The sequence below is a fragment of the Chitinophaga sp. SVR4-12A genome (assembly GCF_056754765.1).
Genome location: NZ_JBPGWP010000001.1, coordinates 4,095,827 through 4,118,357, shown reverse-complemented (window position 1 = coordinate 4,118,357; position 22,531 = coordinate 4,095,827). Strand labels below are relative to the sequence as shown.

The window sequence follows — 22,531 nt, the reverse complement described above, 5'->3', positions numbered from 1 at the left end:
GGGATTTTTTCAATTTAGCTTTTAAATTCATTCGCTTTAGTTTAATTTTCCTTTAATTACAGATATATTTTTAGGCTGTAGGGACAAATGCGGCTAAATTGCCCTTATATTATCGCTTTAACGAAGTTCCGGTTGGGCTGCCGGCCTTCCCCCTTCAAGAAAGATATTGAACCAAAATATTGCTTATGCAACGATTCTACTCAGTTCTCATGGGCATGCTGTTGTGCATGTTGCAATTTGTCTATGCACAGCAACGAACGGTGAGGGGCCGGGTAACCGATGCCAGGGACGGTACTGTTCTGCCAGGAGTAACTGTGAAGGCCAAAGGGACCATCGCAGGAGCAGTCACCGGTGCTGACGGCTCTTACACCATTAATGTGCCTCCCGCTGCACAAACGCTCGTGTTTACCTTTGTTGGCTATGCAGACCAGGAGGTGAATATTGCAGGCCAGCATGAAATGAACGTCCAGCTATCTACCGGCAATAAAGAACTGTCGGAAGTGGTGGTAGTAGGTTACGGCACCCAGGTAAAACGGGACCTTACCGGCGCTATCGCCAAAGTGCCGTCAAAAGACATCGAAAATTTCCCCGCGCCCAGCTTCGAATCGGCCATACAAGGCAAAGCAGCAGGCGTGGTAATAGAATCAGGCAGCGGTAAAGTAGGCCAGGGCCTGAAAGTCCGGATAAGAGGCACCTCCTCTATCTCGGCCAGCAGCCAGCCACTGTATGTGATTGACGGTCTGCCTGTACAAACGGGCAGCATATCTGACGTCAATAACGAGATTACCAACCCTGTTGCCGACATTAACCCCAATGATATTGAGTCCATAGAAGTGCTGAAAGACGCTTCTGCTGCCGCTATCTATGGCGCTCGGGCCGCCAACGGCGTAGTGCTCATCACCACCAAAAAAGGAAGGGCCGGACAGAAAACAGTGATCAGCCTTGATCTCGGCAGCAGCTGGGGCAAACCCACTAAAAAACGCCGCTTTCTTGACGCTAAACAGTATGTAGACCTGATAGAAGAAGCCGCTGTGAACGATGGCCGCATAGATTTCAAGAACGGCTACAACGGTTTCGGATCAGAACAGGAAGCAATAGACGCCTATAAAGCGTATTACGAAAGCTCCATACTTGATAAATATTCGCTGGGCACAGACTGGCATAACCAGCAGGTGAATACCAACTGGGAAGACGCCATCTACCGCTCCGTTGCCAGGGGGAACCAGGTAAACCTGTCGGCCTCCGGAGGAAATGAAAAAACACGCTTCTTTACCTCCGGCTTCTACAACGTGCAGGATGCCATCGTGATCAAAAACAAATTTACCCGTTACGGCGGGCGCCTGAACCTGGAACATTCCGCTTCAGATAAGCTGTCAATAGGTTTAAACCTGAGTATTGCCCGCTCGCAGGTGGACAGGGTTTCGCAGGATAATAATTATTCCACCCCAGGTCAGCTGGTAGCCCAGCTGCCCATTTCGCCCATCATCGATCCGGCAACAGGAAAACTCAATAAACGAACCTTATATGCTAACGGGCTTTTGGACGCGGCCCTCAACAGCGATAAACAAACCACCTTCAGAAGCTTCGGCAACGCTTATGCAAATTATAACTTTCTTCCCTGGCTTTCTTTCCGCACAGAGTTTGGCGCAGATGTGCTGAGTTTTTACCAGGAAAGATTTGTAGGCAAGGATGCGACAGATGGCGGCGGTATCGGCTTTGGCGAATCATCCTCTTCACAGAACGTTAGCTTCAATACCAACAACTATTTCACCATCTCGCCGGCACTGGGAGCACAACATAAACTCGCTGCCGTAATAGGCATGAGCTACCTGCAGAATGATGCAAAAGAGATGGTTGGGCAGGGGCGGCAATATCCTTCAGATGCGGTGAAAAACCTAAGCGGCGCAACATCTATTACATTTGCCGGTTCTGTTAATAACCGGTATGATTTCCTTTCCTACTTCTTTCGCGCTAACTACAGTTTTAATGACAAATACCTGGCGGGACTGAGCGTAAGAACAGACGGTTCTTCCAGGTTCGGGCCCAATAGGAAATACGGTACATTTCCCGCGGCATCCCTGGGCTGGATCATTTCAGAGGAAGATTTCCTGAAGAATTCCAGGGTACTGAACTTCCTGAAGCTGCGGGCCAGCTATGGTTTAACCGGTAACGCCGAGATCGGGGAATACGAATATCTCTCACTTTACGGTATCTCCAACTATCCATCACTGCCCGGCTTTGTTCCCACGCAGCTGGGCAATCCCGACCTGCATTGGGAAAAAACAACACAGGCGGATGTAGGCCTTGAGTTTGGCTTGCTGGGAAATCGTTTATCCGGTGAAGTAGACTACTATAACAAAAGAACAACAGACCTGCTGTTGAATGTGAACATCCCTTCCAGCACAGGTTTTGACGTCATCACAAAAAACCTTGGGAAACTGCGCAACCAGGGAGTTGAGCTTACGCTGAACTCCGTGAATATTGACGGCGCTTTCAGATGGACCACCTCATTTAACATTGCATTTAACAGGAACAAGATAACAGACCTGCAGGGACAGATCATTGAAAGCGGCCAGCAGCGTGCAGTAGAAGGAGAGGCGATCGGCGTTTTTTACCTGCAGAAATACCTGGGTGTAGATCCCGAAACAGGCGATGCACTGTACATGGATAAGGACGGCAAGCCTACCAGCAACTATGGCCAGGCAGTGAGAACAGTAGCTGGCAATGCGAATCCCGATTATACCGGTGGCTTTACCAACAACTTCAGCTACAAGGGATTTGACCTGAGCGCTTTCTTCACATTTGTGCAGGGCAACGAGATCTATAACAGGGCCGGGGCTTACGAGTCGGCTGGATTCAGCGGAGGACTGGATAACCAGACGACGGAAGTATTACGCAGGTGGCAAAAGCCAGGCGATATTACGGATGTGCCGCGTATAAGCATCAGTTATCCCACCGGGCAGCGGGCATCCAGCAGATGGATCTACGATGGTTCGTATATCCGTTTAAAGACGCTTACGCTGGGCTACACCCTGCCCAAGCAGGTATTGTCCGTACTGAAAATAAGCAGCGCCAGGTTGTACCTCTCCGGCTATAACCTGTGGACAAAAACAGACTATATCAGTGATCCTGAAGTGAACACCACCCCGCTGGGAAGCTCTTCTGAAACAGACCGCAATGTGGCCGGTGGAACAGATTTTTACACCATACCCCAGGCCAGGACCTTTGCGGTAGGTTTAAATGTTAAATTCTAAAAGCGCTTCAACATGACACTCAACCGACATATACCTTTGAGATTTGTTATCAGCATGATGTTGTTAACAGGCATGGCTTGCAACAAAAAACTGGATGTAACACCAGGCCAGCATATTACTCCGGACCAGATACAAACAGCAGCCGATGTAAAGGCGGTGTTATTCGGCTCCTACAAATCGATGCAGGATTTTAACGCTTTCGGCGAACGTTATATATTGATTCCAGACCTGCTGGGCAGCACGGGGCAGCTGTCTTTTGTGGGCACCTTTACTGATTACCGGGATGTATTCAACAAGGCGCAGGTAACGCAATCGCTGATCGCACAAGGCATCTGGGAGCGTTCTTATATCACCCTGAATGGCGCCAATGTGGTGTTGAAAAAACTCAGCCTGCTGGATGCAGCAGAAAAAGATGCCATTGAAGGCGAAGCTAAGTTTGTACGCGCACTTACCTATTATGAGCTGGTAAACCTTTTTGGACAGCCTTATGCTGCCGGTAATATTACCGCGAATGAAGCGGTTCCCCTGGTGCTTGAACCTACTGAGGTATACGATCCTCAGAAGGATAAGAAGCCCAGGGCAACAGTGGAAGCGGTCTATAAACAGATCATCAGCGATCTTACAGATGCCGCCGCGAAGCTGCCAGGGTCTTATAGTGATAATAGCGGCAGGGCAACAAAATATGCCGCGCAGGCCATCCTTGCAAGAGTATACATGGCGCAGGCCAAATATACGGAAGCTGCAACGGCTGCCACGGAGGTGATCACCAAAGGCGGGTTCTCTCTGGCGGTTACGTTTGATAAAGCGTTTAACAACGTCTCCAGCTCTACGGAGGATATTTTTGCCATTCAGCAGACCGATCAGAGTAACGCCGGCTCGGCCAACAGCGGCCTCACCACTATGTATGCTGCCTATGACGCCAAGCCTATTGCCGGAAGGGGAGATGTGCGGGTGGACGTTAACATCTACAAGCTTTACCAGGAAGGAGACGACCGGAAAGCATATGTATACGAAGGCACAGGCATTGCAGGCGGCACAGGCGACTATACCCGCAAATGGAAAGACTTTTATAAGGCTATCCCGGTAGTAAGGCTGGCAGAGATGTACCTTATCAGGGCGGAAGCCAATGCGCGGGCGGGAAGCGCCATAGGCGGCAAAACCCCGCTGGAGGATGTGAATATGGTCAGGACCCGCTCTCACGCTGTAGCGCTGGCTGCTGTTACGGCAGACCAGGTAGTGGAAGAACGTTTCCGGGAAATGGCCTTTGAAGGCGATTGGCTGTGGACGAAAAAAAGACTGAAAATGAACATTGGTACCCGTGCCTATAATGATCCCAAGCTGGTATTGCCGGTACCGCAGCGGGAGCGCGACGTAAACGAGGGGCTTACCCAGAACCCGGGATACGATAACTAGGCTTAAAAATATGGATCAGGAGAGACTGCCTTTCTTTAGGGCAGTCTTTTTTTAAACCGCTTGTACTATATTAACAGCCTTATCCTTGGGCTATCCTTGCAGTATCCTTGCTCTATCCTTACTCCCCCGGTATTTTGTTAAAATAATATCATGTTTCCCCGAAAAAGGCCGCTTTTCTCTTGTTCCGGACGCTGGCGGGTGGCCCATCTCCGTTGTGTTGAAAACTTTCAGACAAAAATTTTATTGGAAATCAATGAATTACAGGGGTGCTTTACAAAAAAGACCTTGAAATCCATGGTTATTCCATAGCAACTACTTAGCTTTGCACTCCCGATTTTACGGGATAACTGTTTACTGAACGTAAATTTTATCGTATAAAAATGAACACCTTAAGTTACAAAACCAAATCGGCCAATGAGGCTACTGTAAAGCGTGACTGGTACATAGTGGATGCTACCAACCTGACGCTTGGACGTATGAGCGCCAAGATTGCGGCCATTCTGAGGGGTAAGAACAAACCGTACTACACGCCTCATACCGACTGTGGTGATTATGTAATCGTGATCAATGCAGAAAAGGTAATCCTGACCGGTAATAAAATGAACGAGAAAGAGTATCAGACCTTCTCCGGTTATCCCGGTGGCCAGAAGATAGAGCTGGCTAAGGACCTGATCCGTCGTCGTCCTGAGGTTGTGATAGAAAGAGCTGTAAAAGGCATGCTGCCTAAGAACCGCCTGGGCCGCAAGATGTACAAAAAATTATTTGCATATGCTGGCGCTGAGCATCCGCATGCTGCACAGAAACCGCAAACTTTAACTTTCTAATTCTTCTCTGATACATGGAAAAGCAAAAAAATACCATCGGTCGTCGTAAGGAAGCTGTTGCCCGCGTTTATATCAGCAAGGGTACCGGCGCCATTACAGTGAACGACAAGGATTATAAAACATACTTCGCGCTGATCTACCTGCAGAACCAGGTGGAAGCGCCGCTGAAGACCATTGACGCGCTGGACAAATTTGACGTAAAAGTGAATGCTGCCGGTGGCGGTATCAAAGGTCAGGCAGAAGCTGTGAAACTAGGTATCGCCCGCGCACTGTGCGAAGTGAACCCTGAGTTCCGTCCCGCTCTGAAAGCAGCTGGCCTGCTTACCCGCGACCCGAGAGCGGTTGAACGTAAGAAACCAGGTAAACGTAAAGCCAGAAGGAGCTTCCAGTTCTCTAAACGCTAGTATATGGGAGCTATTAGCTATAGCCTTTAGCCCATTAGCTAAATGCTAGCAGCTAAAAGTGCTAGAAGCTAAATATTTTATTGATCCTTTTTAACAGAGTATAATACACATGGAAAATAATACCTCATTGCAGCAGCAGTTACTGGAGGCAGGTGTACACTTCGGCCACCTGAAGAAAAAATGGAACCCGAAGATGCTGCCATATATCTTCGCCGAAAAGAAAGGTATTCATATCATCGATCTGAACAAGACCGTTGAAGGTTTGCAGGAAGCAGCCGCTGCGCTGAAATCCATCGCAAAGAGCGGTAAGAAGATCATGTTCGTTGCTACCAAGAAACAGGCTAAGGAAATAGTAGCAGAAGCTGCTAAGCGTGTTAACATGCCCTATGTTACTGAAAGGTGGCTGGGTGGTATGCTGACCAACTTTGCTACTATCCGCAAGAGCGTGAAGAAAATGCAGAGCATCGAGAAAATGCTGACAGACGGTACTTTCGATAATATCACCAAGAAAGAGCGCCTGACACTGAGCCGTGATAAAGAGAAAATGGAAAAGGTACTGGGCGGTATCGCTCAGCTGGCCCGTGTTCCGGCTGCACTGTTCATCGTAGACATCAGCCATGAGCACATCGCACTGGCTGAAGCTCGTCGCCTCGGCATCTCCACCTTCGGTATGGTAGATACCAACTCCGATCCTACCAAAGTGGATTTCGCAATCCCTGCCAACGATGACGCTACCAAATCTATCGCTATCGTTACTAACTATATCGCAGCTGCTATCGCAGAAGGCCTGTCTGAAAGGGCTACTGAGAAAACAGATGACGTAGTGGAAGAAGAAGAAGCAGACAGCAAAGCACTCCGCTTTGAACTGGAAGGCGGTGAAGACCGTGAAAGAGGCCGTAAAAGCGGTCCTGGCGGCGGCGGAAGAGGTCCCGGCGGCGGCGGCGGAAGAGGCCCCGGCGGCGGCGGTAGTAACAGACAAGGTGGCGGCGGCAACAGGCCCGGTGGCGGTGGCGGCAGAGGCCCCGGCGGCGGTAACAGGCCCGGTGGTGGCGGTGGCGGACAGCGCCGTCCTTCTGGAGCTGGTGGCGGCGGTAACAGGCCTGGTGGTAACAGACCCGGTGGTGGCGGTCCCCGCCCCTAATCATTAGCACACAGATATATTAATTACGAATTATCATTTACAAACTACGAGGTAGCGATCAGCGTGATTCCCTACATTCGTCTTTGTAATTGATAATTCGTAATTGCATAAGATAATACCTTTGTAAACTTTTAAATTATTTATAGTCATGGCAACAATTACAGCAGCTGATGTAAACAAACTGCGTCAGCAAACTGGCGCTGGTATGATGGACTGCAGAAAGGCACTGGTAGAAAGTGACGGCGATTTTGAGAAAGCAGTGGATTACCTGCGTAAGAAAGGACAGAAAGTAGCGGCTTTACGTTCTGACCGCGAAACCAAAGAGGGTGTGATCATCGCTAAGACCACTGCAGACGCTAAAGCTGGCGTGATCGTAGGCCTTGGTTGCGAAACCGACTTTGTGGCCAAGAATGAAGACTTCATCAAATTTGCTCAGTCCATCGTTGACCTGGCCCTGGCAAATGGTATCAAATCCATCGAAGAGCTGGGCGCTGCTACCCTGGATGGCGCAACTGTAGCTGATAAAGTAAACGACCAGGTAGCCAAGATCGGTGAGAAGATCACCCTTGCTAAATTTGAAAGAGTAGAAGCTGCTTCTGTTACTGCTTATATCCATGGTAACTATCGTATGGGCGTACTGGTTGGTTTCACCAAGCCGGTTGCAGAAGAAGTTGGTAAAGACGTAGCAATGCAGATCGCTGCTATGAACCCCATCGCAGTAGATGCTGACAGCGTACCTGCAGATGTCATTGCCCGTGAAAAAGAGATCGCTGTTGAACAGGTGAAAGCAGAAGGCAAAGCCCCCGAAATGGCAGAGAAGATCGCTATGGGTAAAGTAAATAAATTCTTTAAAGAAAGCACCCTGTTACAGCAGGCTTTCGTGAAGGACAGCAACAAATCTGTTGCAGATTACCTGAAGTCAGTAGCCGCTGACCTCACCGTAACCGCCTTCAAGCGCATTGCATTAGGGTAAGTATAAAACCTGTGAAAAAGGAGAGAATAGAAATTCTCTCCTTTTTTTGTGCATATACCTGTATATTTATCATATTAAACTAACTACCTTCTACAATTTTATTATAGCGTCATGTTGCCAAAGTATAAGCGTATTTTGCTCAAACTGAGCGGTGAGTCCCTGATGGGCGATGGTAATTATGGTATTGATCCTAAAGTAATAACACATTATGCGTATGATATTAAAGCCGTTACGGACCTGGGCGTTCAGGTGGCTATCGTGATCGGTGGCGGTAATATCTACCGTGGAATGAACGAAGCAGAGACAGGAATTGAACGGGCTCAGGGTGACTATATGGGCATGCTGGCAACAGTAATAAACGGAATGGCCATGCAAAGCGGCCTTGAAAAGGTAGGCCTGTATACCCGCCTGCAATCTGCCATTAAGATGGAGCAGATCGCAGAGCCTTATATACGCCGCCGGGCTATCAGGCACCTGGAAAAGGGCCGTGTGGTGATCTTCGGCGCAGGCACCGGTAATCCTTATTTTACTACTGATACAGCCGCTTCGCTGCGCGCTATCGAAATACAGGCCGATGTGATCCTGAAGGGTACCCGCGTAGATGGTATCTACACTGCAGATCCCGAGAAGGACAGCACCGCCACCCGCTTTGAGTCTATCACCTTTGCGGAAGTATACCAGAAATCATTGAACGTAATGGATATGACCGCCTTTACGCTCTGCCAGGAAAACAAGCTGCCTATCATTGTATTTGATATGAATAAACCCGGTAACCTGCTGCAGGTGATCATGGGTAAGAACGTGGGTACACTGGTAACCGGATGATCCGGACGATATTAATGAAAGAGGGGATGTGCCACGGCGCATCCCCTCTTTTTATGCTGGTTGTAGTAATACTACTTTGAATAGTCTTCTTTCAGTACGTCCTTAATATGGTCATAAGGCACAAATAAGTTTACCTGCCCTAATGCATAAGGGCCGATCTCATAAGGTGTATAGCTGAACATCACCCCCTTATTGGTTAGTATAAAATTGTTGTTAGGCTCAATATTATCCACCACCAGCATTTCTTTTACAGGTTCATCTTCAGGCACCTTGTATTTCTTACGGAATGCCTGTTCCAGTTCTTTGGCAAGTACAGGTTTATAATCCCCCTTAAATACGTCATCTACCGTCAGTACCTTTTGTTTGGCAAGATCCAGCACCTGGTAAGTAGCGCCGCCGTTGCCGTGTGCCCCACCGGTGTAATCATATGTAAAGTTTTCCAGCACGAGGAGAGGATAGCGGTTCCAGATTATCTTCATGTCACTTTCAGAGGTCCAGTCCCAGACCGGGCTGAGACTGTCTTTCTTTAATGCTGATGTATCCAGGTCTATGGCACTGCCTTTATAAAAGAGCAAAAAGGAATCCACCTCTTTTTTTGCCAGTTGCCGGGGTGTTACACCTGCCTTGCCGCCGCTCATGACGCTTTTGATAAAGTCTGCCGTCTTGCTGTCTGTGCCCTCCGCAGGCCAGAGAATACTGTTACTTGCAGTAGCTTTAGGCGAATAGGGATGGCCAGGCACAAGGGCCGATGAGTCGATCGTGCGATAGACGTCAAACTGTATTGCTTTATCAAAATCCTTTTTTAGCGAGAAGGGATGCGAAGTGCCTGCGCCCCGCCAGGTGCCTTTTATGCTGCCTGCGGGATCAAAGTGGCCTTTAAAGGTGATCTCTTCGTCGGTATGGCTGTTTTCGTACAGGGTTAGCTGTTGGCTGGAATCTATACTACCCCATATATCTATCGGTTCACCGATCTTGTCATAACTGTAATAACCCCGGTAAACATCCGGGCTTGTTTTATGCAGGTGCATGGTAACGGGCTGGTTGGCGATAGTGCCTTTCAGCTGCATATAGAAATAGGGAGAAGCGACGGCCGCCGTATCCGCTTCAGCCTCCGTTCGCTGTTGCTTAGGCTGCTGCTTACAGGCCACCATACCTGCTGCGATAAATATAAAGGATAACAGGATTCTGTTCATGATCACATATGTTGAACAGCTGCAATTTTACAAATAATTATTTTGACTCTTCGTTAATACCTTTGCAATTATAAATATGGGCCTTATGTTGAATCAACAAGTAGCAGCACTGCGTAAAGACTATCGCCTGGCCGCTTTGGATGAAAGCGAGGTGGAGCAACACCCTGTAAAGCAATTTGAAAAGTGGTGGCAGGAAGCCATCAGCAGCCAGCTGGATGAGCCCAATGCCATGACGCTGGCCACCAGTACACCGGAAGGCCGGCCTTCTGCGCGGATTGTATTATTAAAGAGCTTTGATACAGATGGTTTTATTTTCTTCACCAATTACGAAAGCCGCAAAGGCCTGGAGATGGCCGCCAATCCGCAGGTAAGCCTGCTGTTCTTCTGGCGGGAGCTGGAAAGGCAGGTGCGTATAGACGGTACAGTGAGTAAGACAGATGCAGCCATCAGTGATGAATATTACCGTACACGCCCGCTGGGCAGCCGTATCGGCGCTATTGCATCTCCGCAGAGCAGGGTAATACCACATCGTAGTTTCCTGGAAGAGCAGGTGAATATCATTGCTGCAAAGTATGTGCTGGAAGAACCGGCAAGGCCGCAACACTGGGGCGGATATATTGTAAAGCCAACGCTGATGGAGTTCTGGCAGGGGCGTAGTAACCGCTTACATGACAGGGTGCAGTTTACTTTGTTGGAAGGTGGAAACTGGCAGATAGACCGTTTAGCGCCGTAAAAAATAAAAAAGAAAAAGTAAAAAGGAAAAAAACTTGATGCGGTATGGTACATCGCATTGCTTTTACTTTTTTACTTTTTCTTTTTGCTTTTTCATTACCCTTTCTTTTCTGCTTTAGCAGCAGCTGTTTTACGCACTTTAGCGGGTCTTGATTTGCCGAAGGATCCGTTAGAGATCTTACCTTTTTGGTTTTGATATCTCCTCTACCCATTTTGATAATAGTTTACAGTTTACAATTGACAGATGATGCTCTGCCTGAAATCAGCCGCAAATTACGTAATTCATAGCATTCATAACAGCCGCGTATTACAGGCAAAAAAAAAGCAAGAAACATAATTGTTCCTTGCTTGAATAAGTTGTACTAACTGATTAGAGCTTGTCAGACAGCGCTTTACCAGCTTTGAATTTAGCAACTTTTTTAGCTTTGATCTTGATGATCTGGCCAGTCTGCGGGTTTCTACCGTTACGAGCAGCACGCTTAGAAACAGAGAAGGTACCGAAACCTACCAGGGTTACTTTACCACCTTTTTTCAGTGTATCAGCAACAGCTTTGGTGAAAGAGTCCAGAGCTTCGTTAGCTTGGGTTTTGGTGATAGCGGCATCTTTGGCCAGCTTGTCGATTAATTCGGCTTTGTTCATAGTTAGTAAGATTTAACTAGTGAAAAAAATGTTTGATGTGAGCAAATATAGCGCGTTTTATCAGATTACCAAATTTTTTACCCCACTAATGTTCAAATTTTTATCGGCTGTAAGGGGCTACTGGTAACGGTTACAGCAGATTGACCCATGTTGGGGGAGATGGCGGTTTATGCCATGCCTTCTATAAGACCCGCTCCCATAGGGCATTTCCGTTGAACTAAGTAATAAACGCCTGTTTTCCGAAAGTATTGTATAAAGAGGTCAGTCCCTGAAAACAGTGGATTTCCTGTGGATAAGTTTGCAGGCTTATACCACCTGCATAACGGTCCTGAAGGCTATAAACTGGTTCCCGAACTGCTCATAGCCCTTTTGTCTGAGTAAAGGGGCATGTTCGTGCATGAAGGTATGGTAGTTCTCCAGGCTGTCAGTAAAGAATTGAACGGTAAAGGTGGGGCCTTCCTGGTCATCCTGTTCCAGCAAGCGGCACATACGATAGTCGTGAAACAGGCCGGTAGCCATTATTTCGGGGATATGTATCTCCTTCATCCATTGCACCCAGCGTTCATGGATGTTGTTGGTAACCTTGCTGGTAACGTTGTAAATGATCATACTATTCCGGGATGGAGTTCGAGGTATACCGGACAATGATCCGAGTGTTTTACCTGCTGGTATATTTCTGCGTGTTTGAGGCGGTTCTGCAGCGGGGCGCTTACATTGATATAATCAATGCGCCAACCCTTGTTATTGGCCCTTGAATTGGCTCTGACGCTCCACCAGCTGTATTGATGAGGATCAGGATTAAAGTGACGGAAGCTGTCTACAAAACCGCTTTCGAAGAACCTATCCAACCAGGCTCTTTCTTCGGGCAGGAAGCCGGATGATTTCTTGTTGCCTACCGGATCATGAATATCGATCGCTTTGTGACAGATGTTATAGTCGCCGCAGATCACCAGGTTAGGCCTGGTTTCGCGGAGTATGCCTACATAACCAAGGAACTCATCCAGCCACTGGTATTTATAGGTCTGACGTTCGTCTCCGCTGGTGCCCGAAGGCATATAAGTATTGAGGACGGTAATATCTTTAAAGTCGAGCCGGATAACACGGCCTTCCGCGTCGCTTTGCATAAAGCCGTTCCCATATTGTACATTGTCCGGCTTAACTTTGGTGAGCACAGCTACACCGCTATAACCCTTTTTCTGGGCAGGGAACCAGTAATGCTCATATCCCAGTTCCTCAAACAGCAGGTAGTTTACATTGTCTTTCTGAGCTTTAATCTCCTGGAGACAAATAACATCTCCCGGGTCTGTTTTCAGCCAATCAACAAAGCCTTTGGTCATGGCAGAACGTAAGCCGTTAACGTTATAGGAAACGATGCGCATATAATCAGTTATGAGTTGTCAGTTATCAGTTGTCAGTTATCAGCGGCTAGTTACCAGTTGGTCGCTCTATTACTGTCAACTGATAACTGTTAACTGCCAACTACATGTCGTATTCCAGGTTGGGACGAAGCCATTTCTCGGCTTCTTCTATTGTCCAGCCTTTTCTGCGGGCGTAGTCTTCCACCTGGTCTTTTTCTATCTTACCGATACCGAAGTATTTGCTGGCCGGGTTGGCAAAGTACCAACCGCTTACACTGGCGGCAGGATACATGGCCAGTGATTCTGTAAGGGTAATACCGGTATTGGCAGTGGCATCCAGCAGGTCAAACAGCTTGTACTTCTCGGTGTGTTCCGGACAAGCAGGATAGCCTGGTGCGGGCCTGATACCGGAGTAAGCTTCTTTGATCAGTTCTTCGTTGCTGAGATGCTCTTCGCTGGCATATCCCCACCATTCTTTACGCACCCTTTCGTGCATCAGTTCTGCAAAGCCTTCTACCAAACGGTCTGCCAGCGCTTTTAACATAATGCTGCTGTAGTCATCATGATCAGCTTTGAACTTTTCCAGCCACTTTTCAATACCGCCACCGGTTGTAACGGCAAAGGCGCCCATATAATCCTGTATACCACTTGAAGCAGGAGCAATAAAATCAGCGAGGCAGAAGTTTGGTTGCCCCGGTGCTTTCTTGATCTGCTGCCGCAGGAATTCCAGCTGTACCGGTTCACCGTTTTCCGGTTGGATCTGTACGCTGTCAGGGCCAGTAGCATTGGCGGGGAACAGGCCTATCACGGCGTTGGCATCCAGCCACTTTTCATCAATGATGCGCTGTAGCATGGCCTGTGCATCATTATACAGGCGGGTAGCTTCTTTACCTACTACTTCATCCTGCAGGATCTGCGGGAATTTACCATGCAACTCCCATGCAATAAAGAAGGGCTGCCAATCTATATATGGGGCAATATCTGCCAGGTTGTAATCACGGAACACCTGCACGCCCAGCTTGCGGGGTTTTACAGGAGTAAAGTTTTTCCAGTCTATCTCCGTTGCGAGCTTCCTGGCATCTGCTATAGAAAGGAACTGTTTAACAGGTCTCTTATTCCGGAAGCTGTCATTCAGCTTAACGTATTCCGTTTTTACATCTTCCAGGAAGTTCTTCTTAAGGGCTTTGTTCAGCAGGCTGCCGGTAACGGTAACGCTACGGGAGGCATCGAGTACGTGTACCACGCCATGCTCATACTCCGGCGCTATCTTCACAGCCGTGTGTGTACGGGAAGTAGTAGCGCCGCCGATCAGCAGGGGAATGTCGAACTGCTGGCGTTTGAGCTCGCGGGCCACATGTACCATCTCATCAAGGCTGGGGGTGATAAGGCCACTGAGGCCGATGATATCCACCTGTTCTTCACGGGCGGTTTGCAGGATCTTTTCTGCAGGTACCATCACACCCATGTCTATTATATCATAACCGTTACAGCCCAGCACCACGCCTACAATGTTCTTACCGATGTCGTGCACATCACCTTTCACGGTAGCCAGCAGGATCTTTCCGGCGGATTTCATCTGGCCGCCGTTCTGTGCGATCAGCTGCTTTTTTTCTTCTTCTATAAAAGGAGTAAGCACGGCCACTGACTTCTTCATTACGCGGGCGCTTTTTACTACCTGGGGCAGGAACATTTTACCGCTGCCAAACAGGTCGCCTACGATGTTCATGCCATCCATCAGGGGGCCTTCTATCACATCCAGCGGACGGGCATATTGCTGGCGGGCTTCCTCGGTGTCTGCTTCTATATAATCGGTAATACCGTTCACCAGTGCATGGCTGAGCCTTTCCTGTACGGTACCGTTGCGCCAGCTTTCATCTTTTTCAATAATTTTTCCTTTTGCCTTTACAGTTTCGGCAAACGCGATCAGCCTTTCAGTGGCGTCGTCCCGGCGGTTCAGAATGGCGTCTTCACACAGCTCGCGCAGCTGCGGTTCTATCTCATCATAGATCTGCACCATACCGGCGTTCACAATGCCCATGTCCATACCCGCTTTGATAGCATGATACAGGAATACGGAATGCATGGCCTCACGCACTACATCGTTACCACGGAAAGAGAAGGAGATATTACTTACGCCGCCGCTTACCCGGGTAAGGGGCATGAGGGCTTTTATCTGGCGGGTAGCCTCAATGAAGTCTACCGCGTAGTTATTATGTTCTTCAATGCCGGTGGCAATGGCAAAGATGTTAGGATCAAATATGATATCCTGCGGGTCATAGCCCACCTGCTCTGTCAGTATCTTATAGGCACGGTGGCTGAAGCTCACCTTTTTCTCCAGGGTGTCTGCCTGTCCATATTCATCAAACGCCATAACTACAACAGCAGCGCCAAAGCTTTTACAGATATAGGCCTGTTCGATGAACTTGGCTTCACCTTCCTTCAGACTGATAGAGTTCACGATACATTTACCCTGGATACATTTCAGGCCTGCCTCTATGATGCTGAACTTACTGGAGTCTATCATAATAGGTATCCTGGAGATATCCGGTTCAGCGGCCAGCAGGTTGAGAAAGGTGGTCATGGCCTTTTCCCCGTCCAGCAGGGCGTCGTCCATGTTCACGTCCAACACCTGGGCGCCGTTCTCCACCTGTTGCCGGGCAACAGACAAAGCTTCTTCGTATTGCCCTTCCCGTATCAGGCGGGCAAACTTCTTGGACCCGGTTACGTTGGTACGTTCCCCGATGTTAAGAAAATTGGTTTCCGGCCTTACTACCAGCGGCTCCAGGCCGCTCAGACGCAGGTAAGGTTTTATCACCAGTGTCCCGTTCGTGGTATCAGTATTCGTTGTTGTTGTACTCATTCTTTCCGTTGCTTGTGTTTAGGCGAGCGTAGGTTCCTGCCTTGGTAAGGGGCGGGGTTGTAGCGCCTTCACATGTGATGCTATATGACGTATATGGTCAGGCGTAGTGCCGCAGCAGCCGCCTACAATATTTACAAAGCCTTCGCGGGCAAAGTCTTCAATGATATGCGCGGTGTCTTCCGGCTGCTCATCATACTCACCAAAAGCATTGGGCAGGCCTGCGTTGGGATAGCAGCTTACATGGCAGGCTGCTATGTGCGACAGCTCCTCTATATAAGGGCGCATTTGCTGACCACCCAGTGCGCAGTTCAGACCTACGGAGAAGGGCTGCGCATGCATTACCGAAATATAGAAAGCTTCCAGCGTCTGGCCGCTCAGGGTTCTGCCCGAAGCATCGGTAATGGTACCGGAGATCATAACCGGCAGCTCAGGCTGGCCGCTTTGACGGAAGAACTGTTTAATGGCGTAGATAGCCGCTTTACAGTTCAGCGTATCAAAGATGGTTTCTATCAGCAGGATATCAACACCACCGGCTACCAGGCCCTTTATCTGCTCTGTATACGCTTCCGCCACCTCGTCGAAGGTAACGGAGCGGTAACCCGGGTTGTTCACATCCGGAGAAAGCGATAAGGTCTTATTCAGCGGGCCGATAGCACCTGCCACAAAACGCGGCTTGTCCGGGTTTTTGGCAGTGTATTCTGCAGCAGCTGCTTTCGCTATACGCGCAGCAGCCACGTTCAGCTCATAGGCCAGGTGCTGCATATCGTAATCCGCCATAGCAATGGAGGTGCTGCTGAAGGTATTTGTTTCAATAATATCGGCGCCTGCTTCCAGGTATTCTTTATGAATAGCTGCTATGATCTGAGGCTGGGTGAGATTAAGGAGGTCGTTGTTCCCTTTTACATCACTATGATGGTTCTTAAAACGTTCTCCCCTGTAGTCGGATTCCTGGAGTTTGTAGCGCTGGATCATGGTGCCCATAGCACCGTCAATAATCAGGATGCGCTCAGCGGCGCACTGTTGCAAAGATTTCATGTTAAGGTTCGTTTATTAGTTACGGTTTAAAATAGGTGGTTTCCGGTGGTCGAACAATAAACAAATCCACCCTCCGGAGTCTGCAAAGTTAATAAAAATAGTCCATAGTCTATGCCTGGTATACCGCGTGTACAGCAGGGCCTATAGTTGTTAACGGCTTGTTAATTCTGGTTTACAGGAAAATAATTTTGTTTAGTTCAACTAGTCTACTATATCTGTAGGGTAATTGGGAGAGAAGCTCCTGTTATTTGTTTAGATCATGCGATACGAATACAACAAAAGACTGCCATCTGCTAAGGTGATCTCCACCAACACCCTTTCTGCTGCAAGGCGCCCATCGGGATGCATGCCCTGCTGTTGCAAATGAGCTACTGCTATCATTTCTATTTGTTGACGTTTAATAAACCAGCCATAAGTATATCATTATTGGCAGGCAAACAGCCCTGCTATCTTTTTCATAACGTGGAATTACAGGTTAAACACAAACGGGTGCTATTAAGCACCTGTATTTTTTTATCCCATACCGGTAGTTATCTCTGCATGTAATTTTCCAGGGGAAGGCGGTTGGTAATAGAGCGTGCCAGCGTCATTTCATCCGCATACTCCAGCTCGCCGCCAAAGGCAATGCCGCGGGCAATGGTGGTGATCTTTACCGGATGCTCCGGCAGCTGTAGCTTTTTGGAAAGATAATAAATGGTGGTGTCTCCTTCTATGGTAGGGCTGAGCGCCATGATCACTTCGCTGATGCCCTGCTGCTGCACCCTTTCCACCAGGGAATGGATGTTCAGCTGATCCGGGCCGATGCCGTCAATAGGCGAAATGATGCCGCCCAGTATGTGATAGAGCCCGTTGTACTGCTGGGTATTTTCAATGGCCATTACATCGCGGATGGTTTCCACCACACATACAATGCCTTTGTTGCGTGAGTGGCTGGCGCAGATACTACAGATTTCTTCATCTGAAACATTATGGCATTGCTTGCAGAATTTGATCTGCTGCCGCATACGGGCAATAGCTTCACTGAATTGTTGTACCTGTGCAGGCTCCTGTTTCAGCAGGTGCAGCACCAGCCGCAGCGCTGTTTTTTTGCCTATACCCGGCATCCTGGCAAACTCATTTACCGCAGTTTCAATCAGGGCGGAGGAAAAGATCATAATGCAAAAATAGTCATTTACAGGGTCAGGTCTTCTTTAACCCCCCAGTTGGCTTTGATGTTCTTTTTTTCCGGGAAGCTCACCACTCTTTCGGGTTGGCGTTTCGGGCTGCGGTAATATACGCCGCGATCCCATTTTCCGTTGCCGTTCTGGTCCAGCAGCACGCGGATCTCATACTCGCCGGGGATGATCAGGCCTTTTGTCCAGCTGCCGTTCACCACTGTTCCCGAATACTTCACGTCCTTGTCTTTCACCAGCTGTATCACAAAACGGACGCTGGTGTCGCCTTTGAGGGCCGTGGTAGTGCTGTCGCTCAGCTTCAGCCTGAAGAGCACTTTTCCGTAATCAGACAATTTTTTAGACGAGAAGCTGATCGTATCGGCTTTGGTCATCTGCTGGTTGAGGGTATCTGTAGCAGCGGTTTTATCTACGATGAGGCGGTAGGACGTACCTTCCTTCCATTTATAGTAGAGGGTTAATCTGCTGCGGGTAGAGTCCAGCCGGCTGGTAAAAGGCACCTGCCTGAACACCGTATCTTCCGCCAGGTGCAGCTGGGTGCTGTCCAGCGTGCGGAGGGGTATGGTAAAGGTCAGCACCAGCGGGGTATCCAGGTCTTGCTGGTTATTATCCAGCACCGGGCCCACCTGCAGGCGTGGCTTTTTCTTCTTTTTATCATCTTCAGACGGTTCTTCCTGCGGAACCTGGGCTTCCGGCTTCTTCAGCGTGCTGTCTTCTTCAATGAACAGCATCATGGGTACATCATTGATATTTTCTTCCCTGAGGTGAATAATACTGTCAACAAAAGCGATAGCTTCTGTGGCAGGCTGGGTGTACTGCAGGTCGCGGTCTTCTTCTTTGATGGCAAAGATCTTATAATCGCCCGGGGCCAGGTTCTTAAACCAGAAGCTGCCATTGCCTTTTGACCGGGCATAGTACACCGGTTTCTCCTTTGATACAACAGAATCCGTATGGTTACGGTACAGCATTACCGCCACATTACTGTCTATTTTGCCAGTCTCGGCGTTAATGGTACGGCCTTTTATCTGCAGGGAGTCCAGGTAATCGCCGGTGGACACTACATAGGCAAAGTCAGCGATCGGGTTGCGTTCATTCACATCCTTGATAGCGTCAGAAAAGTTAAAGGTATAAGTGGTATTAGGCGCCAGGGTATCCTTGATCTCCATGGTAACCGTGCGCAGTTTGGAAGTAACCGTAGGCACACGTTTCAGGGTGGGGGAGACGATCATCTTGTCGAAGATGTTATCCAGCTCCACATATTCGTCAAAATAGAACCGCACCTTTGTGCTGTTGAAATGCAGGGAAGAATCCGGAGGATCTACCTGCACCAGTAAGGGTGGCAGCGTATCCCGGGGCCCGCCGCCAGGAGGCACTATATTGGCACAGCGCGTGAGAGAAAGCGATATTATTACAATCAGGAAGCAGATCCAGCCCCGGAAACATTGATTCATTGTATGTTGATTAATTACGGCACACGAAACTACAAACTTAGTGCTTTCGGCCTTTACTTTTTCACTATTCACCGCTTATCTCCTCTTCCTCCTCCTGCAGGTTGTGCAGTGCCACATGGAGGCGGTTGTCTTTCACGAAATTGCACCAGGGACAATCTTCCTTGCCGCAGCCCACATAGAACTCCTTGTTCTGGATCTTTGTCCAGGTGCTGACAATCTGCTGGCTAACGGTGGCAAGGTCCTGGGGGGTAATGGTCACTTTCTCTTTATGGTATACCTTCTGTTTATTAGGTTCAATAAAGTCAAATTCCGTGCTCACTACCTGCCAGTTCTTGGCCCGGTAATTATCCAGGAGGATCTTATAGAACACGGCCTGGCGCCAGTAGTCGCCCCCGTTGGGGTTGCGTTCATTGGGGCGTTCAAATTTCCGGTATTCCTTGATAGCCTTCTCGTAGTCACCTGTTTTGTAGTCCACCACGTTCACCTGGTTCCCGTCAAATTCCAGCTTGTCCACTTTGCCTTTTACCGGTACTCCGTTCACCACTACGTTGCGGATATTACGCTCCACGCTCACAATTTTGGGCCAGCTGTTGATATAGGTATCGTAATACTGGGAGAGGATGTCCCGCCCGTATTCCAGCCGGCGCTCAAAAGCTTCCCGGGTAAAAGATTCACGGTTGCGCCGCATGCTCCAGGTAAAATCGCGCAGGAATTCTTCCCGGCTGGGGAAGGTATTCTGCCCGCCCTCCTGCATTTTTAAGAAGAGCTTTTCCAGCGCGTAGTGCACAGAAGAGCCGAATTCCGTATTCTCAGAACGGCCCGTGGGCACCCGCACCAGGTTCTTATAGAAGAAGCCCAGGGGACAGTCGAGGTAGTTGTTGAGGGCCGTTACGTTCATGACAAAGCCAGACAGCAGGGTATCGATAAACTGCTGGTCTACCCGGGCTATTTCCGGGGCCTGGCCTTTTGCATAGTTGAGCAGCTCAAATTCAAACAGCTCGTCTTCAGACAGCTCTATTTTTTCATTGGGCAGGATGTGCTGGTCCAGTATTTCGGTAACGAAGAGGCTGGGCTCCAGCGGTTTGCCATCCTGTTTAAACTCCGGATAGCTGATGTACAGGTGCTTCTCTGCCCGCGTAATGGCTACATAGAACAGGCGCCGCAGCTCCTGCTCGTCTGTAGAAGTGCTTTGGGTAACGAACACGGTATCCGGGAAGGAGAAGCCGCTGTTGTTCTTCTTTTTCTTTTCCCAGAGATGGGAATTGGCGCTGGCCAGGAACACATGTTCAAATTCCAGGCCTTTGGAGCCGTGTGCGGTAATGAGATTGATGCCTTTATCGTTACCGGCCACCTGTATCAGCGGCAGCGGAATGCTGTTGCTTTCCATCAGGTCTACCATCTCCATGAAAGAGGTGACAGTCATTTCCGGGTTACGGCGCGTTTCTTCTTTGATAAAATCAAAGAGCGCCTGCAACACTTTCATGAGCCAGATCTTTTCGGGCGATTGCATCACGAAGGCCAGCACGCCGCCTTCATTGATAATATTGGCGAACAGCTGCTGCAGCGTGATGTTATGCGCGTCGCTGATCCATTTCTCCACCATCTTTCCTACCTGCATCATCGCTTCTGCAGGGGCTTCGGTGAACAGGGTAAGGTTACGCGTTTTCAACCATTCCTGCAGGTGTTGACGGATGGAAGATTTTTGTTCGTATCCTTTTTCTGATACGCGGATACTTACTTTGGCTATTTCTACCGGCGGTATGTCATAAAAATCATAATGCAGGATAGAGAAGAGCAGATCGTCACCACTGTAGGGAGTATCCAGTTCGCAGGCCACATAGCGCAGTAAGGTCAGCACCTTGCGGGCAAAGGGCACTTCAAAGAGATTGATACTGCGCTTTGAATAAACGGGTAAACCTTTCAGGCGGAAGTACTGCGCCAGGTCTTCACCATAACGGTTCTCACGGTAGATCACCGCTATCTTACCGGGGTTCACACCTTCCTCCAGCAGTTTAGTGGCGGCCAGCGTGATGCCGGCCATTTCATCGCGGGGGGTGTTGTAACGTTGTATCACCGGCGGTATAGACAAACCGGTAAGATTGCCGTTACTGGCCACCAGCTCTTTGCTGAGGCCCGGCAGCTGGTTCACCAGCCTGGATTGACCATTGTTGTCTATCAGCGACATGGAGATATCCAGGATAGGCTGTACGGAGCGATAGTTTTGTGTGAGCACAATGGTACGCAGGGTTTCGGCAAAGCTGCCTGCAAACTGTTCCATGTTCTCAATGTTGGCGCCCTGGAAACGGTAGATGCTCTGGTCATCATCGCCCACTACAAATACATTGGGCAGCTCCTCGCCGCGTATCAGCAGTTCTATCAGGCGGTTCTGCGTACCGCTGGTATCCTGGTACTCATCTACCAGTATGTATTGATAGCGTTCTTTATAATCTGCGAGCAACTGGGGATGCTGTTCAAATGCACGGATCACCCAATTGATCATATCATCAAAATCATAACGGCCGGCGGCCTGCATCATGGACTGGAACACATCAAACTGTTCTACAGCAGCCTGCAGGCGGGCCATCTTTTCTGCTTCGATCTCTATCTTGTCTGTACGTACATCTCCTTTTTTGAAGGTTTTGGTGGCACGTTTACAGATATATTCCTCCCGGTCGGGCAGGCTGTCAAGATAAGCCTTGATGCTGGCGCGGATATAGTCTACCGTCCAGCCCTCCCGTTTCATGCTGGAGAACAGGACGGCCAGGTTCTTCATATCGAAGTATACGTTGCCACGATAGCGTTTAAGCGGGTTGTCTTTTGTGAACCCGTCTATCAGTTTTTTAAGCAGCTGTATCTTTTCCAGTTCAGAGATGGGATCCAGGGCGTTCTTCTCGAACAGCGCCAAATTATCCTGGATCACTTCATTACAGTAGGAGTGAAAGGTGTGTATGTTTACCCGGTAGGCATCCGGGCCTATAAAGTCTGTTAAGCGTTTGCGCATGGCCACCGTACCGGCATCCGTATAGGTAAGGCAGAGAATATTCTGCGGCAGGAAGTCGGTATCATGCAGGATCTTGCCTATACGGGAAGCCAGGATCTGTGTTTTGCCCGTACCCGGGCCGGCGATCACCATTACAGGGCCTTCTGTATTGTCAACAGCTTCGCGCTGGCGTTCATTCAGCCGGCTGTATACATCCTGGAACCTTTGATGGTATTGTTGAGAATCGCGGGACATTATGTAAAAGTACGACCATTT

Annotated in this window: 19 protein-coding genes; 8 read left to right on the top strand and 11 right to left on the bottom strand. The window is 48.9% G+C overall.

The features are described from left to right. Positions 1-185: 185 nt before the first annotated feature. From ACR9Y8_RS16860 to pyrH, 7 genes are all read left to right on the top strand, one after another. Positions 186-3,254, top strand: coding sequence for a SusC/RagA family TonB-linked outer membrane protein (locus tag ACR9Y8_RS16860; RefSeq protein ID WP_481214410.1), 3,069 nt, complete (start codon positions 186-188; stop codon positions 3,252-3,254). A gap of 12 nt (positions 3,255-3,266) precedes the next feature. Beyond that, complete coding sequence (locus ACR9Y8_RS16855) at positions 3,267-4,667, top strand: RagB/SusD family nutrient uptake outer membrane protein (protein ID WP_481214409.1); 1,401 nt, start codon at positions 3,267-3,269, stop codon at positions 4,665-4,667. Between the two features lie 380 nt (positions 4,668-5,047). Continuing rightward, positions 5,048-5,491, top strand: coding sequence for a 50S ribosomal protein L13 (gene rplM, locus ACR9Y8_RS16850; protein WP_298739412.1), 444 nt, complete (start codon positions 5,048-5,050; stop codon positions 5,489-5,491). A gap of 14 nt (positions 5,492-5,505) precedes the next feature. Further along, positions 5,506-5,895 carry a 30S ribosomal protein S9 gene (gene rpsI, locus ACR9Y8_RS16845; protein WP_481214408.1) on the top strand — a complete coding sequence of 130 codons (390 nt, stop codon included), beginning with the start codon at positions 5,506-5,508 and terminating at the stop codon, positions 5,893-5,895. A gap of 109 nt (positions 5,896-6,004) precedes the next feature. After that, entirely contained in the window at positions 6,005-7,036 is a 1,032-nt protein-coding gene (gene rpsB / locus ACR9Y8_RS16840; protein ID WP_481214407.1) for a 30S ribosomal protein S2, read from the top strand. A gap of 148 nt (positions 7,037-7,184) precedes the next feature. Next, complete coding sequence (gene tsf, locus ACR9Y8_RS16835; RefSeq protein ID WP_481214406.1) at positions 7,185-8,009, top strand: translation elongation factor Ts; 825 nt, start codon at positions 7,185-7,187, stop codon at positions 8,007-8,009. Between the two features lie 111 nt (positions 8,010-8,120). Beyond that, positions 8,121-8,834: a UMP kinase gene (gene pyrH / locus ACR9Y8_RS16830; RefSeq protein WP_481214405.1), complete on the top strand. Its 714-nt coding sequence runs from the start codon at positions 8,121-8,123 to the stop codon at positions 8,832-8,834. Positions 8,835-8,905: 71 nt separating this feature from the next. Here the strand turns inward: pyrH and ACR9Y8_RS16825 are convergent, their stop codons facing one another. After that, on the bottom strand, positions 8,906-10,027 hold the full coding sequence (locus tag ACR9Y8_RS16825) for a DUF3298 and DUF4163 domain-containing protein (RefSeq protein ID WP_481214404.1): 1,122 nt from the start codon (positions 10,025-10,027) through the stop codon (positions 8,906-8,908). An 85-nt stretch (positions 10,028-10,112) separates the two neighbouring features. On the opposite strand from ACR9Y8_RS16825, the gene pdxH reads away from it, so the two are divergent. Beyond that, positions 10,113-10,760 carry a pyridoxamine 5'-phosphate oxidase gene (gene pdxH, locus ACR9Y8_RS16820; protein WP_481214403.1) on the top strand — a complete coding sequence of 216 codons (648 nt, stop codon included), beginning with the start codon at positions 10,113-10,115 and terminating at the stop codon, positions 10,758-10,760. A 95-nt stretch (positions 10,761-10,855) separates the two neighbouring features. Here the strand turns inward: pdxH and ACR9Y8_RS16815 are convergent, their stop codons facing one another. The 10 genes from ACR9Y8_RS16815 to ACR9Y8_RS16770 all read right to left on the bottom strand — a co-directional run bounded on the left by ACR9Y8_RS16815 (position 10,856) and on the right by ACR9Y8_RS16770 (position 22,510). Then, the gene (locus tag ACR9Y8_RS16815; RefSeq protein ID WP_481216232.1) at positions 10,856-10,936 is read right to left on the bottom strand and encodes a hypothetical protein; all 81 of its coding nucleotides are present in this window, start codon (positions 10,934-10,936) and stop codon (positions 10,856-10,858) included. Between the two features lie 193 nt (positions 10,937-11,129). Continuing rightward, on the bottom strand, positions 11,130-11,399 hold the full coding sequence (locus tag ACR9Y8_RS16810) for an HU family DNA-binding protein (protein ID WP_029465307.1): 270 nt from the start codon (positions 11,397-11,399) through the stop codon (positions 11,130-11,132). A 306-nt stretch (positions 11,400-11,705) separates the two neighbouring features. Then, positions 11,706-12,008, bottom strand: a complete 303-nt coding sequence (locus tag ACR9Y8_RS16805) for a DUF4286 family protein (RefSeq protein ID WP_481214402.1) — start codon at positions 12,006-12,008, stop codon at positions 11,706-11,708. After that, positions 12,005-12,778 (bottom strand): exodeoxyribonuclease III, encoded by a 774-nt coding sequence (locus tag ACR9Y8_RS16800; RefSeq protein WP_481214401.1) that lies wholly within the window; start codon positions 12,776-12,778, stop codon positions 12,005-12,007. The genes ACR9Y8_RS16805 and ACR9Y8_RS16800 overlap by 4 nt, the downstream gene beginning before the upstream one ends. A 100-nt stretch (positions 12,779-12,878) precedes the next feature. Further along, complete coding sequence (gene metH / locus ACR9Y8_RS16795; protein ID WP_481214400.1) at positions 12,879-15,617, bottom strand: methionine synthase; 2,739 nt, start codon at positions 15,615-15,617, stop codon at positions 12,879-12,881. Positions 15,618-15,635: 18 nt separating this feature from the next. Beyond that, on the bottom strand, positions 15,636-16,652 hold the full coding sequence (locus tag ACR9Y8_RS16790; protein WP_481214399.1) for a homocysteine S-methyltransferase family protein: 1,017 nt from the start codon (positions 16,650-16,652) through the stop codon (positions 15,636-15,638). A 252-nt stretch (positions 16,653-16,904) separates the two neighbouring features. Continuing rightward, positions 16,905-17,033 carry a hypothetical protein gene (locus tag ACR9Y8_RS16785; RefSeq protein ID WP_481214398.1) on the bottom strand — a complete coding sequence of 43 codons (129 nt, stop codon included), beginning with the start codon at positions 17,031-17,033 and terminating at the stop codon, positions 16,905-16,907. A 149-nt stretch (positions 17,034-17,182) separates the two neighbouring features. After that, positions 17,183-17,806, bottom strand: a complete 624-nt coding sequence (gene recR, locus ACR9Y8_RS16780; RefSeq protein WP_481214397.1) for a recombination mediator RecR — start codon at positions 17,804-17,806, stop codon at positions 17,183-17,185. A gap of 17 nt (positions 17,807-17,823) precedes the next feature. Beyond that, positions 17,824-19,275 (bottom strand): Ig-like domain-containing protein, encoded by a 1,452-nt coding sequence (locus tag ACR9Y8_RS16775; protein WP_481214396.1) that lies wholly within the window; start codon positions 19,273-19,275, stop codon positions 17,824-17,826. Between the two features lie 64 nt (positions 19,276-19,339). After that, positions 19,340-22,510 (bottom strand): ATP-dependent helicase, encoded by a 3,171-nt coding sequence (locus ACR9Y8_RS16770; RefSeq protein WP_481214395.1) that lies wholly within the window; start codon positions 22,508-22,510, stop codon positions 19,340-19,342. Positions 22,511-22,531: the final 21 nt, after the last annotated feature.

Coding starts and splice junctions, on each gene's coding strand:
- ACR9Y8_RS16860 (WP_481214410.1), top strand. CDS start 186: ATGCAACGATTCTACTCAGTTCTCATGGGCATGCTGTTGTGCATGTTG.
- ACR9Y8_RS16855 (WP_481214409.1), top strand. CDS start 3,267: ATGACACTCAACCGACATATACCTTTGAGATTTGTTATCAGCATGATG.
- rplM (WP_298739412.1), top strand. CDS start 5,048: ATGAACACCTTAAGTTACAAAACCAAATCGGCCAATGAGGCTACTGTA.
- rpsI (WP_481214408.1), top strand. CDS start 5,506: ATGGAAAAGCAAAAAAATACCATCGGTCGTCGTAAGGAAGCTGTTGCC.
- rpsB (WP_481214407.1), top strand. CDS start 6,005: ATGGAAAATAATACCTCATTGCAGCAGCAGTTACTGGAGGCAGGTGTA.
- tsf (WP_481214406.1), top strand. CDS start 7,185: ATGGCAACAATTACAGCAGCTGATGTAAACAAACTGCGTCAGCAAACT.
- pyrH (WP_481214405.1), top strand. CDS start 8,121: ATGTTGCCAAAGTATAAGCGTATTTTGCTCAAACTGAGCGGTGAGTCC.
- ACR9Y8_RS16825 (WP_481214404.1), bottom strand. CDS start 10,027: ATGAACAGAATCCTGTTATCCTTTATATTTATCGCAGCAGGTATGGTG.
- pdxH (WP_481214403.1), top strand. CDS start 10,113: ATGTTGAATCAACAAGTAGCAGCACTGCGTAAAGACTATCGCCTGGCC.
- ACR9Y8_RS16810 (WP_029465307.1), bottom strand. CDS start 11,399: ATGAACAAAGCCGAATTAATCGACAAGCTGGCCAAAGATGCCGCTATC.
- ACR9Y8_RS16805 (WP_481214402.1), bottom strand. CDS start 12,008: ATGATCATTTACAACGTTACCAGCAAGGTTACCAACAACATCCATGAA.
- ACR9Y8_RS16800 (WP_481214401.1), bottom strand. CDS start 12,778: ATGCGCATCGTTTCCTATAACGTTAACGGCTTACGTTCTGCCATGACC.
- metH (WP_481214400.1), bottom strand. CDS start 15,617: ATGAGTACAACAACAACGAATACTGATACCACGAACGGGACACTGGTG.
- ACR9Y8_RS16790 (WP_481214399.1), bottom strand. CDS start 16,652: ATGAAATCTTTGCAACAGTGCGCCGCTGAGCGCATCCTGATTATTGAC.
- ACR9Y8_RS16785 (WP_481214398.1), bottom strand. CDS start 17,033: ATGATAGCAGTAGCTCATTTGCAACAGCAGGGCATGCATCCCGATGGG.
- recR (WP_481214397.1), bottom strand. CDS start 17,806: ATGATCTTTTCCTCCGCCCTGATTGAAACTGCGGTAAATGAGTTTGCC.
- ACR9Y8_RS16775 (WP_481214396.1), bottom strand. CDS start 19,275: ATGAATCAATGTTTCCGGGGCTGGATCTGCTTCCTGATTGTAATAATA.
- ACR9Y8_RS16770 (WP_481214395.1), bottom strand. CDS start 22,510: ATGTCCCGCGATTCTCAACAATACCATCAAAGGTTCCAGGATGTATAC.